Raw genomic sequence first — 15,462 nt, 5'->3', positions numbered from 1 at the left:
ATCGGCAGTGCCCGGCTCAGGCCAGCGGGCCAGCCATCGCAGCGCTCCTGCGGCCAGGAAGACCTCGTCCGGGATCCCGCCCGCGGCGAAGGACGGCAGCCGGCGCTCCAGCAGCCCGGTGTCGAGTCGGCCGGCGATCACGTCCTCGTCGGACAGCAGGAACCGGGCGAACTCGATGTTGGTGACCACTCCGAGGATGCGGGTCCCGGCGAGCGCCCGGTCCGTTCGGCGCAGTGCGGATGCGCGGTCCTCGGCGTGCGCGATGACCTTGGCCAGCATCGGGTCGTAGTCGCTGCCGACGACGTAGCCGGCGGCAAGACCCGAGTCGACCCTGATCCCGGGCCCGGCCGGCTCGACGATGCCGAGCACCTTCCCGCCGGTGGGCAAGAACCCGCGAGCCGGGTCCTCGGCGTAGACACGGGCCTCGATCGCGTGCCCGGAGAGCGTGATGTCGTCCTGCGTCACCGGCAGCTCCTCGCCGGCGGCGATCCGGACCTGCCATTCGACGAGATCGGCGCCGGTGACCATCTCGGTGACCGGGTGCTCGACCTGCAGGCGGGTGTTCATCTCCAGAAAGAAGAACTCGTCGGGGCGCTCGGCCGACACGATGAACTCGACGGTGCCCGCGCCGGTGTAGTCGACGCTGCGCGCGGTGTCGCAGGCGGCCGCACCGATCCTGGCCCGCGTCGTGTCGTCGAGCAGCGGCGACGGCGCCTCCTCGATCACCTTCTGGTGCCGGCGCTGCAGGCTGCATTCCCGCTCACCGAGATGAATCACCCTGCCGTAGGCGTCGCCAAGCACCTGCACCTCGATGTGCCGGGGGCGCTGCACATAGCGCTCGAGGAACAAGGTGTCGTCGCCGAACGCGGCGGCCGCCTCGCGCCGGGCACCGGCCAGCGCGGCGGCCAGTTCGTCCTCGCGCCGCACGACCCGCATGCCCTTGCCACCGCCGCCGGCGGACGGTTTGACCAGCACCGGGTACCCGACCTCGCCGGCCGCGGCGATCAGCTCGGCGTCAGAGCACCCGGGCCGCGCCACGCCGGGGACCACCGGCACCCCGAATGCCGCGACGGTGGACTTGGCGGCGATCTTGTCGCCCATCGTCTTGATCGCCGCCGCGGACGGGCCGATGAACACGACGCCCGCCGCGTCCAGGGCGGACGCGAAATCGGCGTTCTCCGAGAGGAATCCGTAGCCGGGATGGACGGCCTGGGCGCCGGTGCGCCGGGCCGCCTCGACGACCGCCTCGATGTTCAGGTAGCTCTGCCGCGCGGGCGCCGGGCCGATCGCCACGGCGACGTCGGCCTCGGCGACGTGGCGCGCATCGGCGTCGGCGTCGCTGTAGACGGCGACCGGCCGGATTCCCATCGTGCGCAGTGTGCGGATGACCCGCACCGCGATCTCGCCGCGGTTGGCCACCAGCACGGTGTCGAAGCCCGCCTTCCGGGGCGAGCGCAGCGACGCGAGAGACACGGTCACATCCTGAACACGCCGTAGGAAACCGATTCGACCGGGGCCTGGCCGACCACCGAAAGCGCAAGTCCCAGGACGGTTCTGGTGTCGGCCGGATCGATCACGCCGTCATCCCACAGCCTGGCGGTGGAGTAGTACGGGTTGCCCTGATGCTCGTACTGTTCGCGGATGGGCGCCTTGAACACCTCCTGCTCACCGGCCGACCACGGGGTTCCCGCGGCTTGCAGCGCGTCTGCCCGCACCGTCGCCAGCACCGACGCCGCCTGCTCGCCGCCCATCACCGAGATCCGCGCGTTGGGCCACATCCACAGGAAACGCGGCGAATACGCGCGACCGCACATCGAATAGTTGCCCGCGCCGTAGGAGCCGCCGATCACCACGGTCAGCTTCGGAACCCGCGCGCAGGCAACCGCCGTCACCATCTTGGCGCCGTGCTTGGCGATGCCGCCGGCCTCGTAGTCGCGGCCGACCATGAAGCCGGAGATGTTCTGCAGGAACAGCAGCGGCACCATCCGCTTGTCGCACAGTTGGATGAAATGGGCGCCCTTCAAGGCGGATTCGGAGAACAGCACGCCGTTGTTGGCGACGATGCCGACCGGGTGGCCGTGGATGCGGGCGAAGCCGGTCACCAGCGTGGTGCCGTAATCGGCCTTGAATTCGGCGAATTCGCCGCCGTCGACGATCCGGGTGATCACCTCGTGAACGTCGTATTGCACGCGCGCGTCGATCGGCACGACGTCGTAGAGCCCGGCCTGATCGGCGGTCGCCGGAACCGACGGCGCCACGTCCCAGGCGTAGCGCCCGCGCGGCCCGAGCGTGGACACGATCCGGCGCACGATGCGCAGCGCGTCGCGGTCGTCGTGCGCCAGATGGTCGGTGACGCCGGAGGTTTTCGCGTGCAGGTCGCCGCCGCCGAGTTCCTCGGCGGTCACCACCTCGCCGGTCGCGGCCTTCACCAGGGGCGGCCCGCCGAGGAAGATCGTGCCCTGGTTGCGCACGATCACGGCCTCGTCGCTCATCGCCGGCACGTAGGCACCGCCGGCGGTGCAGGAGCCCAGCACCGCCGCGATCTGCGGGATGCCCGCCGCGCTCAGGGTGGCCTGGTTGTAGAAGATGCGGCCGAAATGCTCGCGGTCGGGAAACACCTCGTCCTGGCGCGGCAGGAACGCTCCGCCGGAGTCGACGAGATAGATGCAGGGCAACCGGTTCTGCCCGGCCACCTCCTGTGCGCGCAGATGCTTCTTGACCGTGACGGGGTAGTACGTGCCGCCTTTGACGGTTGCGTCGTTGGCCACGATGACACACCCGCGACCGGAGACCCGGCCGATACCGGTGATGATGCCCGCGCCGGGGCACTCGTCGTCGTACATGCCGTCGGCGGCCAGCGGCGAGAGCTCCAGGAACGGGCCGCCCGGGTCGAGCAGCCCGTCCACCCGCTCGCGGGGCAGCAGCTTGCCGCGGCTGACATGGCGCTCGCGGGCCCGTGCGGGACCGCCCACCGCCGCGGCGGCCAGCTTCGCGCGCAGTTCGGCGACGAGCGCCAGATGCTGCTCGCGGTTGGCTGCCCGATGCTGCTCGCGGTTGGATGCCTGAGGTGTCACACCGCCGCCCACGTGGAGTTAATCACGACTAACTCACCCGATGTTAGTTACGCTTAACTGAAATGTCCATCGACCAAGATCAGACCAGACGCGACCGGATGAAGTCGGATCGCCGCTCGCGGCTGATCGCCGCCGCCGAGCGGCTGATCGCGGAACGGGGCTACCTGGCCGTGCGGCTCGAGGACATCGGCGCGGCCGCCGGTGTCAGCGGCCCCGCGATCTACCGGCATTTCCCGAACAAGGAGGCGATGCTGGTCGAGCTGCTGGTGGGCATCAGCACGCGCCTGCTCGCCGGCGCGCGGTCGGTCGTGTCGAAGGCCGCCGACAACGGCCTCGACGCCGGTGCCGCCCTCGACGGGCTGATCGACTTCCATCTGGACTTCGCGCTGGGCGAGCCGGACCTGATCCGGATACAGGACCGCGACCTCGCCCATCTGCCGGCGACCGCGAAACGTCAGGTACGCAAGGCCCAGCGGCAATACGTCGAAATCTGGGTGGAGGTGCTGCGGCGGCGCGGAGACGGCCCGGCCGAGGCCGACGCGCGGTTGATGGCGCACGCCGCCTTCGGCCTCCTCAACTCGACGCCGCACAGTGTTGGCCCGAACGGGAAGGCTGCCGGCACAGCGCATTCGCGCGCGATCCTGCGGGAGATGACCGTGGCCGCCCTTTCGGGCGGCCACCGCGGCACAGACCGCTAGTACCAGTATCGGCGGCCGCCCACCGGGCGCCCGGCACGGCCGAGAAGCCAGAACACGGCGCCGATCACCAGCAGGATGACACCAACCACCCACAGCCAGTAGATCTTAAGGATCAATCCCAGGATGAGCAGAATCGCTCCGACGACAATCATGGCACTCCAATCGTTCAGGCTGCTTGTTGCCAGTTGTTCAAGGGCCCGCTGCCGCTGGGTCTGGGAATGTTGCAGTTTTCGACCCTGGGGTTCACGCCCGCATAGTTCAGCGGGCCTGCCACAACAGTCAGCGCGACTGTTCCAGCTGTGGCGCAGTTGGTTTCGCCGTTCTTGAAGTAATCCCGCTGCCAGGCCGCCAGCACCCCGATCAACAACCAGATCAGCACGATCAAGCCGATAACTCCACCGAATCGCATTTGGTCTGCCTCCATCCGCTTTCGCTGCCCGACTGTTTACCCCCACGACGATATTCCAAACGCGAGGCTTCGGAGGCGGCTTCGCAGTAGTTGCCCTCGCAAACGATCGGGTCACGACGCGGCGCGCGCCGCCGCAAAGGCTGACGTGAGCCATTCGCCGATCGCGACCGCCAGCTTGGCACGGTTCTCCCTCTTGGCGATGTCGTGACCGTCGTCGTCGAACAGCAGGTAACGCACCTCGCGGCCGAGTCTTCGCAGCGCGTCGACGATTTGCCCGGATTCGCTGACCGGCACGTTGGTGTCGTTGGCACCGTGAACCACCAGCAACGGAGCGGTCAGCGCTTCGACGCGTCGCAGCGGGGAGAGCTCTTCGAGCAGTTCCCGGTCGCCGACGGGGTGGCCGTATTTCGGGTAGGCCACGTCGGCGATCCAGGGTTCAGTGTTGCGGTAGAAGGTGGTCAAATCGCTCATCCCGCAGATGCTGATGCCCGCGGCGAACAAAGCCGGGTGAAATGTCAGCGCGGCCAACGTGAGATAGCCGCCGTAGGACCAGCCCGCGCACGCGACGCGGCCGGGATCGGCCAGCCCGCTGCCGATCAGAAACCGCACGCAGTCGGCGACGTCATCGATGGCGGCGAACCGTTTCTCCTTGTCGTCGGCATGCATGAACGTTCGGCCCGAGCCGCCTGAGCCACGGACATTCGGGGTGAACACGGTGATCCCGGCGTTGAGCAACCCCGGGAAGATCTCGCTGTATCCCGGCCGCGACTGGCCTTCGGGTCCGCCGTGCAAATAGATCAGCGCCCCCGCGGGGGGGACGCCGGCCGGCGGCCGCCGCAGCCAGCCGGTGAACACAAAACCGTCACGCGCGGTGATCGTTTCCAGCGTCGGCCCGGGTGCGGAGCCCCTGACGACAGGACCGCGGCTGGGATCGCGGTCGATGCGTTCCCACTCGCGCGTGCGGGGATCCACCAGTTCCACCGTTCGCGGCAGCCACGGGCTCTCCACGGTCATCGCGACCATCGAGCCACCCGCGCTGATGCTCAGCTCGCCAGCCACCATGCCCGGCAGCGGAAGCGGTTCGTGGAGCGTGTAATCGGTGAGTTCGAGAATCTGCAACTCGCTGCGGCCCGCGATATTCCACAACAGCGCGACGGTGGACATGTCGTCGCTGACGATGAACTCGTCCAGATCGCAATCGGGGCGTTCGGCGACCACCTGATACGTGACACCGTCCACGGTGGCGGTGACTTCGAGCAACCGGGCGTGATCGCATCCGTTGTCGCTTCGGACCAACGCTCGCACATACCCCTTCGTGCTGTTCAGGTCGTAGGCGTTGTGCGGGTAATACAGCCGGGTCTCCTCCCCCGTGAGGCCGTAGCGGATCCGGCGCGGGTGGTGGTCGTCGAGGATGATGCCGGCGTCGGTGGTCGAGCCGGGATCGGCGGGCAGCAACGCGATCTCGGTGAGCCCGTGCAGCATGATCAGCTCGCGGTACCCGCGCGGCCCGACCCGCACAAGTGACGCGCCCGCCCAGGCGTCCACCAGCCGTCCGGCCGAGCGGCGGTCGAGCACAATGCGATTCCCGCTGGGGGGATCGATCAGGCAGGACGACCCGATGCCGTCCTCTCCGGTCAGAATCGCGGCCACCTGGGAGCCGTCCCAGCCGACGAGCTCGGCGGTGCCGGACTCCTCGCCATCGATACGCCACGACATCCGGTCATCGGGATCGGTTGTCACCACCCAGATCTGGGTGCGGGTGCTGCCTTCGGGCGCCACCTCGCAGGCGAGCCAATGCCCGTCGGCCGAGTGGATCACCCGGGTGACGGGGCCGTCGACCGGCAGCACCACATCACGCGACGAGCTGGCCCGCCAGCCGCGCAGAAAACGTTGCACCGCCCGCGGGTAGCCGCCGTCGTCGACGATGTGCGCGAACGCGGTGGCGTCCGGTGACAGCGACGCGCCGTAGTTGGCGCGCACCTGCTGTCCCATGCGACTAACTCTGCATGCTGAGCAGCCACATTTTCAACAGCCGCGCCGTGCGGATGGATGCCACGGATCGAGGCGGTCACCTGCGTAATTGTCCCGGCCGACCGCGCCGGGCGGCCGGGAGAGCCCGAACGGGCTTTGCCGGCGCAGGTACCCTCGCTGCCATGAGGTGGATATGACGGATTCACCGGGCTCCGGCTCGCCGCACGGCCCGACCGACCCGTACGGCAATCCGTATCCGGCCTACTCGGACCCGGCCTACGCCGGCAACTCCCCCTATGGGCCGTACGGACCGGACGGCGCCGCACCGCCGCCGTCCGGGCCCGCCCCGACCGAGCCGTTGCCGCCCTACTGGACGCAGGCCTACGGGCAGATTCCGCCGGGCCCGCCGCCCGCCGAACCGCCGCCCGAGCCACCGAAGACGCCGCGCTGGCTGTGGATCGCCGCCGGGCTGGTGGTGCTCGTCGTGGTGGGGCTGGTCGCCGCTCTGGTCATCACCAACACGTCGTCGTCGCGGCAGACCGTCGTCGCCCCGATCCCCGCGATGCCCGAGCCGAGCACGACGACGACCCCGCCGACCACGACCGCGTCGCCCACCCCGATGTTCCCGCTTCCGCTGCCGACGCTGCCCACCCCCACGGAGTCCACCGCCCCGGGCGGCGACACCGAGCCCGTCGTCTACGAGGTCAGCGGGACCGGCCGCGCGATCAACATCACCTACGTCGACACCGGCAGCGTGATGCAGACGGAGTTCAACGTGGTGCTGCCGTGGCGCAAGGAAGTCAGCCTGCCCAAGCCGGCCACCGAGTCGGCCAGCGTGACCGTGATCAACGTCGGCCGTGACATCACCTGCACCGTGACCGTCAACGGAGTGCAGGTCCGGCAACGCAGCGGCGCGGGCCTGACGATCTGCAGCGCGTCGAGCTAACGACGGGGCGCGCGGACGAGAAGCATGCCGACCAGCCCCGCCGCCAGCACAACGAGCAACCCGCCCATGCCGGCACGGTCGGCTCCGAAGAAGTCGATGAACATGAAGAACAGCCACGGCGCCAGGAACGCGACCGCGCGGCCCGTCGTGGTGTACAGGCCGAACGCCACCCCCTCCTTGCCGTCGGCGGTCATCCTCAGCAGCAGGGTGCGCGCGGCCGACTGGGTCGGGCCGATGAACAGGCCGAGGATCAGCCCGCACACCCAGAACGCCAGCGCCCCCGACAGGGACAGCAGTGCCAGCCCCGCCGCGATCATCGCGGCCAGCGATCCGATGATGACCGGCCTGGACCCGACGTGGTCGTCGAGCAGGCCACCCAGCACGGCCCCGACCGCGGCCACCGTGCTGGCGCTGATCCCGAACAGCAGCACGTCGGCCTGCGAGACGCCGTACACCCGGACGCCGAGGACCGCGCCGAACGCGAACACCCCCGACAGCCCGTCCCGGAACACCGCGCTGGCCAGCAGGAAGTAGACGACGTTGCGATCGCGGCGCCACTCCGCCTCGACGTCCGCCCACAGCTTGCGGTAGGCGCCGAGGATGCCACGCGGCGGCGCATCCGGCGGGTCCTGCAGGGTATCCGGCAGGCCACGCGGCGGGGGCCCCGCGATCAGCAGCGGCAGCGCGAACAGGACGAACCACGCGGCGGTCAGCAGCATCGCGGCCCGCACGTTCTGTCCGTCGGCGACCGGGATGTGCAGCAGGCCACGTGCCTGCCCGTGCCCGGAGATGAAGCCGAGGTAGATGATCACCAGCAGCACCACGCTGCCGACATAGCCCGCGGCCCAACCGAATCCAGAGACACGGCCGGCGGTCTCCGGGGTCGTCAGCTGGCGCAGCATCGCGTTGTACGGGACGCTGGCCAGGTCGCTGCACGCGGCCGTCGCCGCCAGCAGCGCCAACCCCAGCCACAGGTAGCGGGGGTCGTCGCGGACCTGGCTCATCGCCGCGGTGAGCAGCACCGCGGCCGCGGTGAGCCCGGCCAGGGCGGCGCGGCGCCGCCGCGGCACCGCCACCCACACCCCGGTCACCGGGGCCAGCAGCGCGACGGTCACGCCCGCCACGGTCAGCGCCCGGCCGAGCCAGCTGGTCGGCGAAGTCCCGCCGGCGGCGCCGACGGTGCCGGTCAGATACACCGAGAACACAAACGTGACAACGATCGCGTTCGTCGCGGTCGAGCCGCAATCCCACAGCGCCCACGCCAGGACCCGCGACCGCGTGGCGGTGGGCGAACCCGTCGCGGGGCTGCTCATGATCGCCATGTCTACCATTGCCGCATGCCGGTACCCCCACCACGTCCCGACGCCCGCGCTGTCGTCACCGGAGCCTCGCAGAACATCGGCGCGGCACTGGCCACCGAACTCGCCGCCCGCGGACACAGCCTGATCGTCACCGCCCGGCGGGAAGACGTGCTGAACGAGCTGGCGTCGCGGCTGACCGAGCGCTACGGGGTGACGGTCGAGGTGCGGCCGGTGGACCTCACCGAGGAGACCGAGCGCGCGAAGCTGGCCGACGAGCTGGCGGCACGCAACATCTCGATCCTGTGCGCCAACGCCGGCACCGCGACCTTCGGGCCGGTGGCGAAGCTCGACCCGGCCGCCGAGAAGGCACAGGTCGCGCTGAACGTCCTTGGCGTGCACGACCTTGCGCTCGCCGTGCTGCCCGGCATGGTGGAGCGCGGGGCCGGCGGGATCCTGATCTCCGGTTCGGCGGCGGGCAATTCGCCGATCCCGAACAACGCGACGTACGCGGCCAGCAAGGCGTTCGTCAACACGTTCAGCGAATCGCTGCGCGGTGAGCTCAAGGCCAGCGGCGTGCACGTGACCCTGCTGGCGCCCGGGCCGGTGCGCACCGACCTGGCCGACCCGGCCGATGCGTCGCTCGTCGACAGGCTGGTGCCGGACGTCCTGTGGATCTCCACCGAGCACACCGCGAAGGTGTCGCTGGACGCGCTGGAGCGCAACAAGATGCGCATCGTGCCGGGAATCACGTCGAAGGCCATGTCGGTGGCCAGCGGCTACGCGCCGCGCGCGATCGTCGCCCCGATCGTCGGCGCGTTCTACAAGCGCCTGGGCGGCGACTAACGCTTACGGCGGCCGGTGCCGAAGATGCTGCGGGTGATCTCGCGGCCGAGGACGGTGCCGGCCGAGCGCATCGCGTTCTTGAATGCCGGGTTTTCCATCATCTGATCCAAGAATCCCGGGCCCTGGGGTTGGGCCGGGGCGGGCATCGGGGGCGCCGGCGGCAGGTCGGCCGGGGCGGGCGGCGCGGGGGGCGCCAGCTTGGCGTTCAGCATCTCGTAGGCCGATTCGCGGTCGATGGTCTGGCCGTATGCGGCCTGCAGCGGGCTGGCCTTCGCCGCGGCGGCGATCGCGTCGGGGCCGATGCTGTCCATCAGCGAGCGCGGCGAGCGCATGTCCGTCCACGCGACCGGCGTGGGTGCCCCCTTCTCGGAGAGCACGGTGACCACGGCCTCGCCGATTCCCAGCGACGTCAGCGCCGACTCCAGGTCGTACACGTCTGTCCTCGGGTACGTGCGGACCGTCCTCGTCAGCGCCTTCTGGTCGTCGGGCGTGAATGCCCGCAGCGCATGCTGGATCCGCGCGCCGAGCTGGGAGAGCACGTTGTTGGGCACGTCGGTCGGCAGCTGCGTGCAGAAGAACACCCCGACACCCTTGGACCGGATCAGCTTGACGGTCTGCTCGACCTGGTCCAGGAACGCCTTGGACGCGTCGGTGAACAGCAGGTGCGCCTCGTCGAAGAAGAACACCAGCTTGGGTTTGTCCAGATCGCCGACCTCCGGCAGGAACGTGAACAGGTCGGCCAGCACCCACATCAAAAACGTCGAGAACATGACCGGGCGCGCGGCCTGGTCGCCCAGCTCGAGCAGCGAGATGATCCCGCGTCCCTGTGCGTCGACACGCAACAGGTCCCTCGGGCTGAGCTCGGGCTCGCCGAAGAACGTGTCGGCCCCCTCGGCCTGGAGGTTGATCAGCGCCCGCAGGATCACCCCGGCGGTGGTCGGCGAGACCGCGCCGAGCGTTTTCAGTTCGGCCTTGCCCTCGTCGCCGGTCAGGTAGGTGATAACCGACCGCAGGTCCTTCAGGTCCAGCAGCGCCAAGCCCTTCTGGTCGGCCCAGTGAAAGATGAGTCCGAGGGTCGACTCCTGGGTCGCGTTGAGCCCCAACACTTTCGACAGCAGAATCGGCCCGAAGCTGGAGATCGTGGCACGCACCGGCACCCCCAGCCCGCCGGTGCCCAGCGACAGGAACTCCACCGGAAAGGCCGTCGGCGTCCAGTCGTCACCGGTGTCGGAGGCCCTCGCAGCGATCTTGTCGTTCGGAACCCCCGGCCGCGACAGGCCCGACAGGTCGCCCTTGACGTCGGCCATCATCACCGACACACCCGCCGCCGACAGCTGCTCGGCGATCACCTGCAGGGATTTCGTCTTCCCGGTGCCGGTCGCGCCGGCCACCAGCCCGTGCCGGTTGACCATGGCCAGCGGGATGCGAACCTGCGCGGTGGGATCTGCGGTGCCGTCGACGACCACACTCCCGAGGTCGAGGGCCTGCCCCTCGACGGCGTAGCCGGCGGCGATCTGCTGAGCCGGGGAGGCTGCCGATTCTGTACTCATCGCACCATGACACTTTCTGTGCTCATCGCACCATCCTCGCACCATGACACTACTGAAAACCGCGGCCGACGGAGGGAACTCTGCCGTGCTGGGCCTACTGTGGAGCGCTGTGCGCGGAGAACTGGTCTGGATCGACTGCGAGATGACGGGCCTCGACTTGGGCAAGGACCGACTGATCGAGATCGCGGCGCTGGTCACCGACGGTGACCTCAACGTCCTCGGCGACGGGATCGACGTCGTGATCCACGCCGACGACGACGCGCTGGCGCAGATGATCCCCGTGGTCACCGAGATGCACACCCGCTCCGGGCTGATCGACGAGGTCAGGGCGTCGACCATCGACGCCGCCGGGGCCGAGGCCATGGTGCTCGACTACATCCGCGCCCACGTGTCGCAGGCCAAAACCGCGCCGCTGGCCGGTAATTCGATCGCCACCGACCGCGGTTTCATCGCCCGCGACATGCCCGCCCTCGACGATTACCTGCACTACCGGATGGTCGACGTCAGCTCGATCAAGGAACTGTGCCGGCGCTGGTACCCGCGGATCTACTACGGGCAGCCGGAAAAGGGGCTGGCCCATCGGGCGCTCGCCGACATCGAGGAGTCGATCCGCGAGTTGCGTTACTACCGGCGTACCGCGTTCGTCCCCCCGCCCGGGCCGTCGACCAGCGATATCGAGGCGATCGCCGGCGAAATCGCGGCGCCGTCCGCCGCCTCGGGGGAAATGGATTCGGCCGGGGAGGCCACCAGCGGCTAGTATCGACGTCGCCGCTGCCGCCTCGGGCGCCCGCGGCGATGGTGAGTGTAGTTCAGCTGGTAGAGCACCAGGTTGTGATCCTGGATGTCGCGGGTTCGAGTCCCGTCACTCACCCCGCAGGTCAGGGAGTGTTTTTACTCCCTGACCTTTTCTCTTCTCCGAGGACCTTGCACCCTTACTGCAACTTCGCGGAGCAAACTCGCGAGTCGTCGTCGTTCTGCCAACGCGGTGGCCTAGATCTACTGCGACGGCGGCGATCTGATCAACTGCGCCAAGGCCGTGGAGATCGTCGGGGCGGTGTTCTACTACGCGCAGTACGCCGCCGAGATCGTGTCGGAGAAGGTCAAGCTTGACGTAGCACGGCTGCTGCCGTAACGGTCGGGCAACATCTGCCGAGGTCAAGAATCGTGAGCTTGTTCCTGAACTGTGGGTTTCCGGTCCCGCTGGCGCACGGGCACAGTGTCGGTTGGTGCGCAGAACGTCCGAAAGTTGGTGAACCGTCCGGACACTGGGAACCATGAAGCAACAGAAGTGGGCCGACCTGCCGGCCCGACCTTCCATCAAGCAGGCCGCCGACGCGCTCGGCGTGGATCCCAAGACCATTCGGCGCTGGATCGCCCAAGGCCGACTCACGGCATACCGCGTCGGGCCGCGACTCCTGCGGCTCGACAGGGACTCGGTGCTGAAGCTGGGCAAGCCGATTGGGGGTGCTGCGTGATGACCGACGAGAACAAGATCTACACCTTCTCTGGCACCCACGCCTGGCACCCATCCGTGCTGAACGACACCGATGTTGACGAGGGCGGCGACGCCGACCAGATCATCTGGGACATCGAGAACGGCTTCTGCCCGCGATGCGATCGACCACTACCGCAGGGACGTGAACTTCCCGCAGGGTCGCGGGTCACCGCCTGCCGGTCCATCCCCATCTGCGGCCCATGCGGGAGCGATGAGGTCCACGAGGCGCTCGACGGCGGGATCTCGGGGCCGTCGTGGTGGCCGATCCCGGTCGAGGAGATCGACGAGCGGCGGGAGCGCTTTGAGCGACATGCCGCGCGAGGGTTCATGACCGCCGGGCCCGACGGCGCCGTCGTCATCACCGAGGACGGCGCGGCGCCCGTCATCAACCCCATGAACACCGGCGGCTGGGCGCAGTACGGGTGGGCCGACGAGTGAAGGACATCGACATGGTTACCCGCCACGAGTACGTCGGGCTGAGCACCTGTGGATGCACCGCGTTCGCGCAGATCGGGCAACCGAGACGTGTCCGCCATCGCCGGAGGTTCGCATGGCAGGTCCTCATTCTGGCGGCTGGACCCTGCCACCCCGACGGCCTCGAAGTCATCGACGTGCAGACGTTCGACACCGAGTCCGCGGCTGTGTCCGCGATTGAGTGTGATTGGCCATCCGTGGTGTGGCTGAAGAGCGCGGCGGTGACGGCATGAGCGTGAACGTCGGTGATCGAGTCCGCGTTGAGCGTGACGAGACCCGTTACCCGTCCAAGGGAACCTGGCCGCAGTTTCGTGGCCTTATCGGGACCGTCGTCGAGGTCAATACAGACCAGCGTCGGCACCTGACTGAGTACGGGGTGTCGTTCGGCAGTGTGACCCCTCGCCCAGATCGAGCCGGCACCTTCAACTGGGACGCGTCCTCGGTTGCTTGGTTCAAACTCTACGAAATGCGTCGCGTCGGCTCTCAGGGCCACCTGGGACGCACTCGCGGCACTCCCCGCAGCGATGACACGGCCGTGGCGTCTCTGCCACCTTCACGGCCCGCCGAGACCGTCCGGCCGTTACCGGTCGGTGCTGTAAGTGTTGAGTTAGGGACCAATTGCACTCCTAGTCAACACTTATGAGCCGGGGACTAGGCGCGGTGCAGCGCCGGATATTAGAGCAGCTGAAGGCGAACACCGCCGACCCGTTGGACGACCACCACACGAACGACTACGCCTCGTGGACAACCGTCCTGGAACTAGCCGGCGAGAACGCGACTCGCGCACAGGTGGAGTCCACCCGGCGTGCAGTCCTCAAGCTGGCCGCTGCCGGATTAGTTGATCGGTTGTGGATTGACCGGATGGTCACCAGCGCGCACTACGACTGGCCCGTGAGACGGGGGTTCTTGGCCGCGAGGCTGCCCCGATGAACACCACTGAGCCAACGTGGCCCGTCCCGGGCTGGCGTCGGGCACCGGGCTGGCCAGATTACGTCGTCCACCGCGACACGCTCGAAGTGTGGAGCACCGGCCGGCGGGTGCCGTGTAAGGGCGGGGCGACGCGATGGGCACCGGCCAAGCGCATCAACCCCACCACCGATGGCCGGGTGCCGTTGTCGCAGTCCGGCAAGACGACGCTCGTTCACGTCGTCCGCTACCTCCACCCGCTCACCTTCCCGGAGAAGATCCGGCCACAGGTGATGTGTCGCGGCGGTCATCCGCTCACGGATCCGATCCGGCCGAGGATCTTCGGTAGGTTCGCTGAGCCGAACGTGGCGGAGTGGGGCACCGGTAACCGCGTGTGCCGATACTGTCATCCACCTGAGCAGCATCCGGCCCACTACTCCCTGAGCCACGGCACCGCACAACCGCCCCGATACTCGGACCTGCCCGCGACGCCGGTGCCGTGTGCCGATAACACCGTTGACGAGGATGGCCAGCCGCTTATCCACCGTATTTTCCTGTTCGCGGATAACTATCTGGCTTATGAACTCACCCGCGCCATCCTCGATAGGCGCGGCGTTATCAGCGAGAAATTAAACATTCGAAATAGGTCTATATAGGGGGGCGCATGCGCAAACCAACGGTACTCCGCATCGACGGATGCGACATTTACCGCACCACCACGCGGGGCAACGATGTCGTGGTGATCCGTCTGCTGTACGATGCGGGCGCGGTCGATGTGCCGTTGCTGGCACATCACGCCCAGGCGTTGGGGATGGCGTTGACGGAGATGTAGTCCGGGCTATGACCGCCTAAGCAAAATAACCAAAAGATGATGAACGAAAGAACAACCTATTGACCATACAGAGGTATGTCCCAGTGGACTGGACCACCTTAGGTAAAACCGCAGCCATTGAGTGGCTGGCCCCGAACTTCCTGGCGCGTGGAAAGTCCTACGCCCTGGTAGCGCCATCGAAAGAGGGCAAGTCGCTCTTGTCCTTCGATGTGTGCGCGGCACTGGCAACCGGACAGCCCATCTTCGGCGAGTACGTCGGCGAACCTAAGCGCGTGCTCTACATCGACAACGAGAACAGCCACGGGGACCTCGCCGACCACATCGTCAGCATGTGCTACGACCCCGCCGAACTTGTCGAGCGGTTTGTCTACCTGCTCTATCCTGGCCTCCCTCCGCTCGACGGCAAAGAAGGTGGCCGCGAGCTTGCCGAGTTAGCCGAGCACTACGACCCCGACGTAGTGGTGCTCGACACCGTGGCAACACTGACTGAAGGCCCAGAGGATAAGTCCGACACCTTCCGGGCGCTGGCACGGCACACAATGGCACCGCTAAAGGCTCAGGGGCGCACCGTTCTCCGCCTGGATCACACCGGACACAACGGGTCCGATCCTCGCGGCTCATCGGCCAAGATTGCCGACATTGACGCTGTATGGCGGCTGAAGGCCGCCGGGGACAAGAGCACTGTCACGCTGACGTGCAAACCCCAGCGTGGACACTGCCACCCGGCGAAGATCGTTCTACGACGCACGCCGAGCACCCGCCACGTCTTAGCCGAGGGGGGCAAGGTGGCCGAATGTGCTCGCCTGCTCGATGACCTCGGCGTGGCACCCGACGCCGGCCGGCCCGCCGCGGGCGAGGCACTGCGAGCCAAGGGCTACAGGTACAGCAACGAGGTGATCGGCGAAGCCATCAAGCTACGCCGACTGTCCGCATCCCAGGGGACCGCAGAACAGCGGACAGCCT

General features: G+C 68.1%; 18 protein-coding genes and 1 tRNA gene. 12 read left to right on the top strand and 7 right to left on the bottom strand.

Features of this window, described 5'->3' with window-relative positions:
- Both VKI00_RS27900 and VKI00_RS27895 read right to left on the bottom strand, forming a co-directional pair.
- Positions 1–1,473 (bottom strand): acetyl-CoA carboxylase biotin carboxylase subunit (locus VKI00_RS27900; protein WP_324443982.1); only part of this gene is annotated, 1,473 nt, incomplete at its 3' end.
- A gap of 2 nt (positions 1,474–1,475) precedes the next feature.
- Positions 1,476–3,074: a carboxyl transferase domain-containing protein gene (locus VKI00_RS27895; RefSeq protein WP_324443986.1), complete on the bottom strand. Its 1,599-nt coding sequence runs from the start codon at positions 3,072–3,074 to the stop codon at positions 1,476–1,478.
- Positions 3,075–3,136: 62 nt separating this feature from the next.
- Here VKI00_RS27895 and VKI00_RS27890 point away from each other — a divergent pair, with 62 nt between their 5' ends.
- A complete protein-coding gene (locus VKI00_RS27890) occupies positions 3,137–3,772 on the top strand; it encodes a TetR/AcrR family transcriptional regulator (protein WP_324443980.1) in 636 nt (211 codons plus the stop codon).
- Here the strand turns inward: VKI00_RS27890 and VKI00_RS27885 are convergent.
- The 3 genes from VKI00_RS27885 to VKI00_RS27875 form a co-directional block, all read right to left on the bottom strand.
- A complete protein-coding gene (locus VKI00_RS27885) occupies positions 3,769–3,924 on the bottom strand; it encodes a DUF6131 family protein (RefSeq protein ID WP_324443978.1) in 156 nt (51 codons plus the stop codon). The two genes, VKI00_RS27890 and VKI00_RS27885, sit on opposite strands and share 4 nt — an antisense overlap.
- 14 nt (positions 3,925–3,938) lie before the next feature.
- Positions 3,939–4,181: a hypothetical protein gene (locus tag VKI00_RS27880; RefSeq protein WP_324443976.1), complete on the bottom strand. Its 243-nt coding sequence runs from the start codon at positions 4,179–4,181 to the stop codon at positions 3,939–3,941.
- Positions 4,182–4,292: 111 nt separating this feature from the next.
- Entirely contained in the window at positions 4,293–6,173 is a 1,881-nt protein-coding gene (locus tag VKI00_RS27875) for an alpha/beta hydrolase family protein (protein WP_324443974.1), read from the bottom strand.
- A 172-nt stretch (positions 6,174–6,345) separates the two neighbouring features.
- Here VKI00_RS27875 and VKI00_RS27870 point away from each other — a divergent pair, with 172 nt between their 5' ends.
- Positions 6,346–7,098, top strand: a complete 753-nt coding sequence (locus VKI00_RS27870; protein WP_324443972.1) for an MmpS family transport accessory protein — start codon at positions 6,346–6,348, stop codon at positions 7,096–7,098.
- Here the strand turns inward: VKI00_RS27870 and VKI00_RS27865 are convergent.
- Positions 7,095–8,411, bottom strand: coding sequence for an MFS transporter (locus tag VKI00_RS27865; RefSeq protein ID WP_324443970.1), 1,317 nt, complete (start codon positions 8,409–8,411; stop codon positions 7,095–7,097). The two genes, VKI00_RS27870 and VKI00_RS27865, sit on opposite strands and share 4 nt — an antisense overlap.
- A 24-nt stretch (positions 8,412–8,435) precedes the next feature.
- On the opposite strand from VKI00_RS27865, the gene cmrA reads away from it, so the two are divergent.
- Positions 8,436–9,242, top strand: coding sequence for a mycolate reductase (gene cmrA / locus VKI00_RS27860; RefSeq protein WP_324443968.1), 807 nt, complete (start codon positions 8,436–8,438; stop codon positions 9,240–9,242).
- Here the strand turns inward: cmrA and VKI00_RS27855 are convergent.
- Positions 9,239–10,792: a helicase HerA-like domain-containing protein gene (locus VKI00_RS27855; protein ID WP_324443967.1), complete on the bottom strand. Its 1,554-nt coding sequence runs from the start codon at positions 10,790–10,792 to the stop codon at positions 9,239–9,241. The genes cmrA and VKI00_RS27855 overlap by 4 nt on opposite strands.
- 109 nt (positions 10,793–10,901) lie before the next feature.
- Between VKI00_RS27855 and orn the strand changes: the two genes are divergently transcribed.
- From orn to VKI00_RS27810, 9 genes are all read left to right on the top strand, one after another.
- Entirely contained in the window at positions 10,902–11,549 is a 648-nt protein-coding gene (orn, locus tag VKI00_RS27850; RefSeq protein ID WP_324443984.1) for an oligoribonuclease, read from the top strand.
- A 41-nt stretch (positions 11,550–11,590) separates the two neighbouring features.
- Positions 11,591–11,663 (top strand) — tRNA-His (locus VKI00_RS27845).
- Positions 11,664–12,066: 403 nt separating this feature from the next.
- A complete protein-coding gene (locus VKI00_RS27840) occupies positions 12,067–12,267 on the top strand; it encodes an excisionase family DNA-binding protein (protein ID WP_324443966.1) in 201 nt (66 codons plus the stop codon).
- On the top strand, positions 12,267–12,725 hold the full coding sequence (locus VKI00_RS27835; RefSeq protein ID WP_324443965.1) for a hypothetical protein: 459 nt from the start codon (positions 12,267–12,269) through the stop codon (positions 12,723–12,725). The genes VKI00_RS27840 and VKI00_RS27835 overlap by 1 nt, the downstream gene beginning before the upstream one ends.
- An 11-nt stretch (positions 12,726–12,736) precedes the next feature.
- Complete coding sequence (locus tag VKI00_RS27830; RefSeq protein ID WP_324443964.1) at positions 12,737–12,994, top strand: hypothetical protein; 258 nt, start codon at positions 12,737–12,739, stop codon at positions 12,992–12,994.
- Positions 12,995–13,400: 406 nt separating this feature from the next.
- A complete protein-coding gene (locus VKI00_RS27825) occupies positions 13,401–13,691 on the top strand; it encodes a hypothetical protein (RefSeq protein WP_324443963.1) in 291 nt (96 codons plus the stop codon).
- Positions 13,688–14,323, top strand: a complete 636-nt coding sequence (locus VKI00_RS27820) for a hypothetical protein (RefSeq protein ID WP_324443962.1) — start codon at positions 13,688–13,690, stop codon at positions 14,321–14,323. The genes VKI00_RS27825 and VKI00_RS27820 overlap by 4 nt, the downstream gene beginning before the upstream one ends.
- An 8-nt stretch (positions 14,324–14,331) precedes the next feature.
- The gene (locus tag VKI00_RS27815; RefSeq protein ID WP_324443961.1) at positions 14,332–14,499 is read left to right on the top strand and encodes a hypothetical protein; all 168 of its coding nucleotides are present in this window, start codon (positions 14,332–14,334) and stop codon (positions 14,497–14,499) included.
- 83 nt (positions 14,500–14,582) lie between these two features.
- On the top strand, positions 14,583–15,462 hold an 880-nt coding region (locus VKI00_RS27810; protein WP_324443960.1), incomplete at its 3' end, for an AAA family ATPase.

This window comes from Mycobacterium sp., assembly GCF_035314665.1.
In the GTDB taxonomy this organism is placed as follows: domain Bacteria; phylum Actinomycetota; class Actinomycetes; order Mycobacteriales; family Mycobacteriaceae; genus Mycobacterium.
Note: the sequence above shows the minus strand (reverse complement) of the source record. Positions and strands in the feature narration are given on the sequence as shown.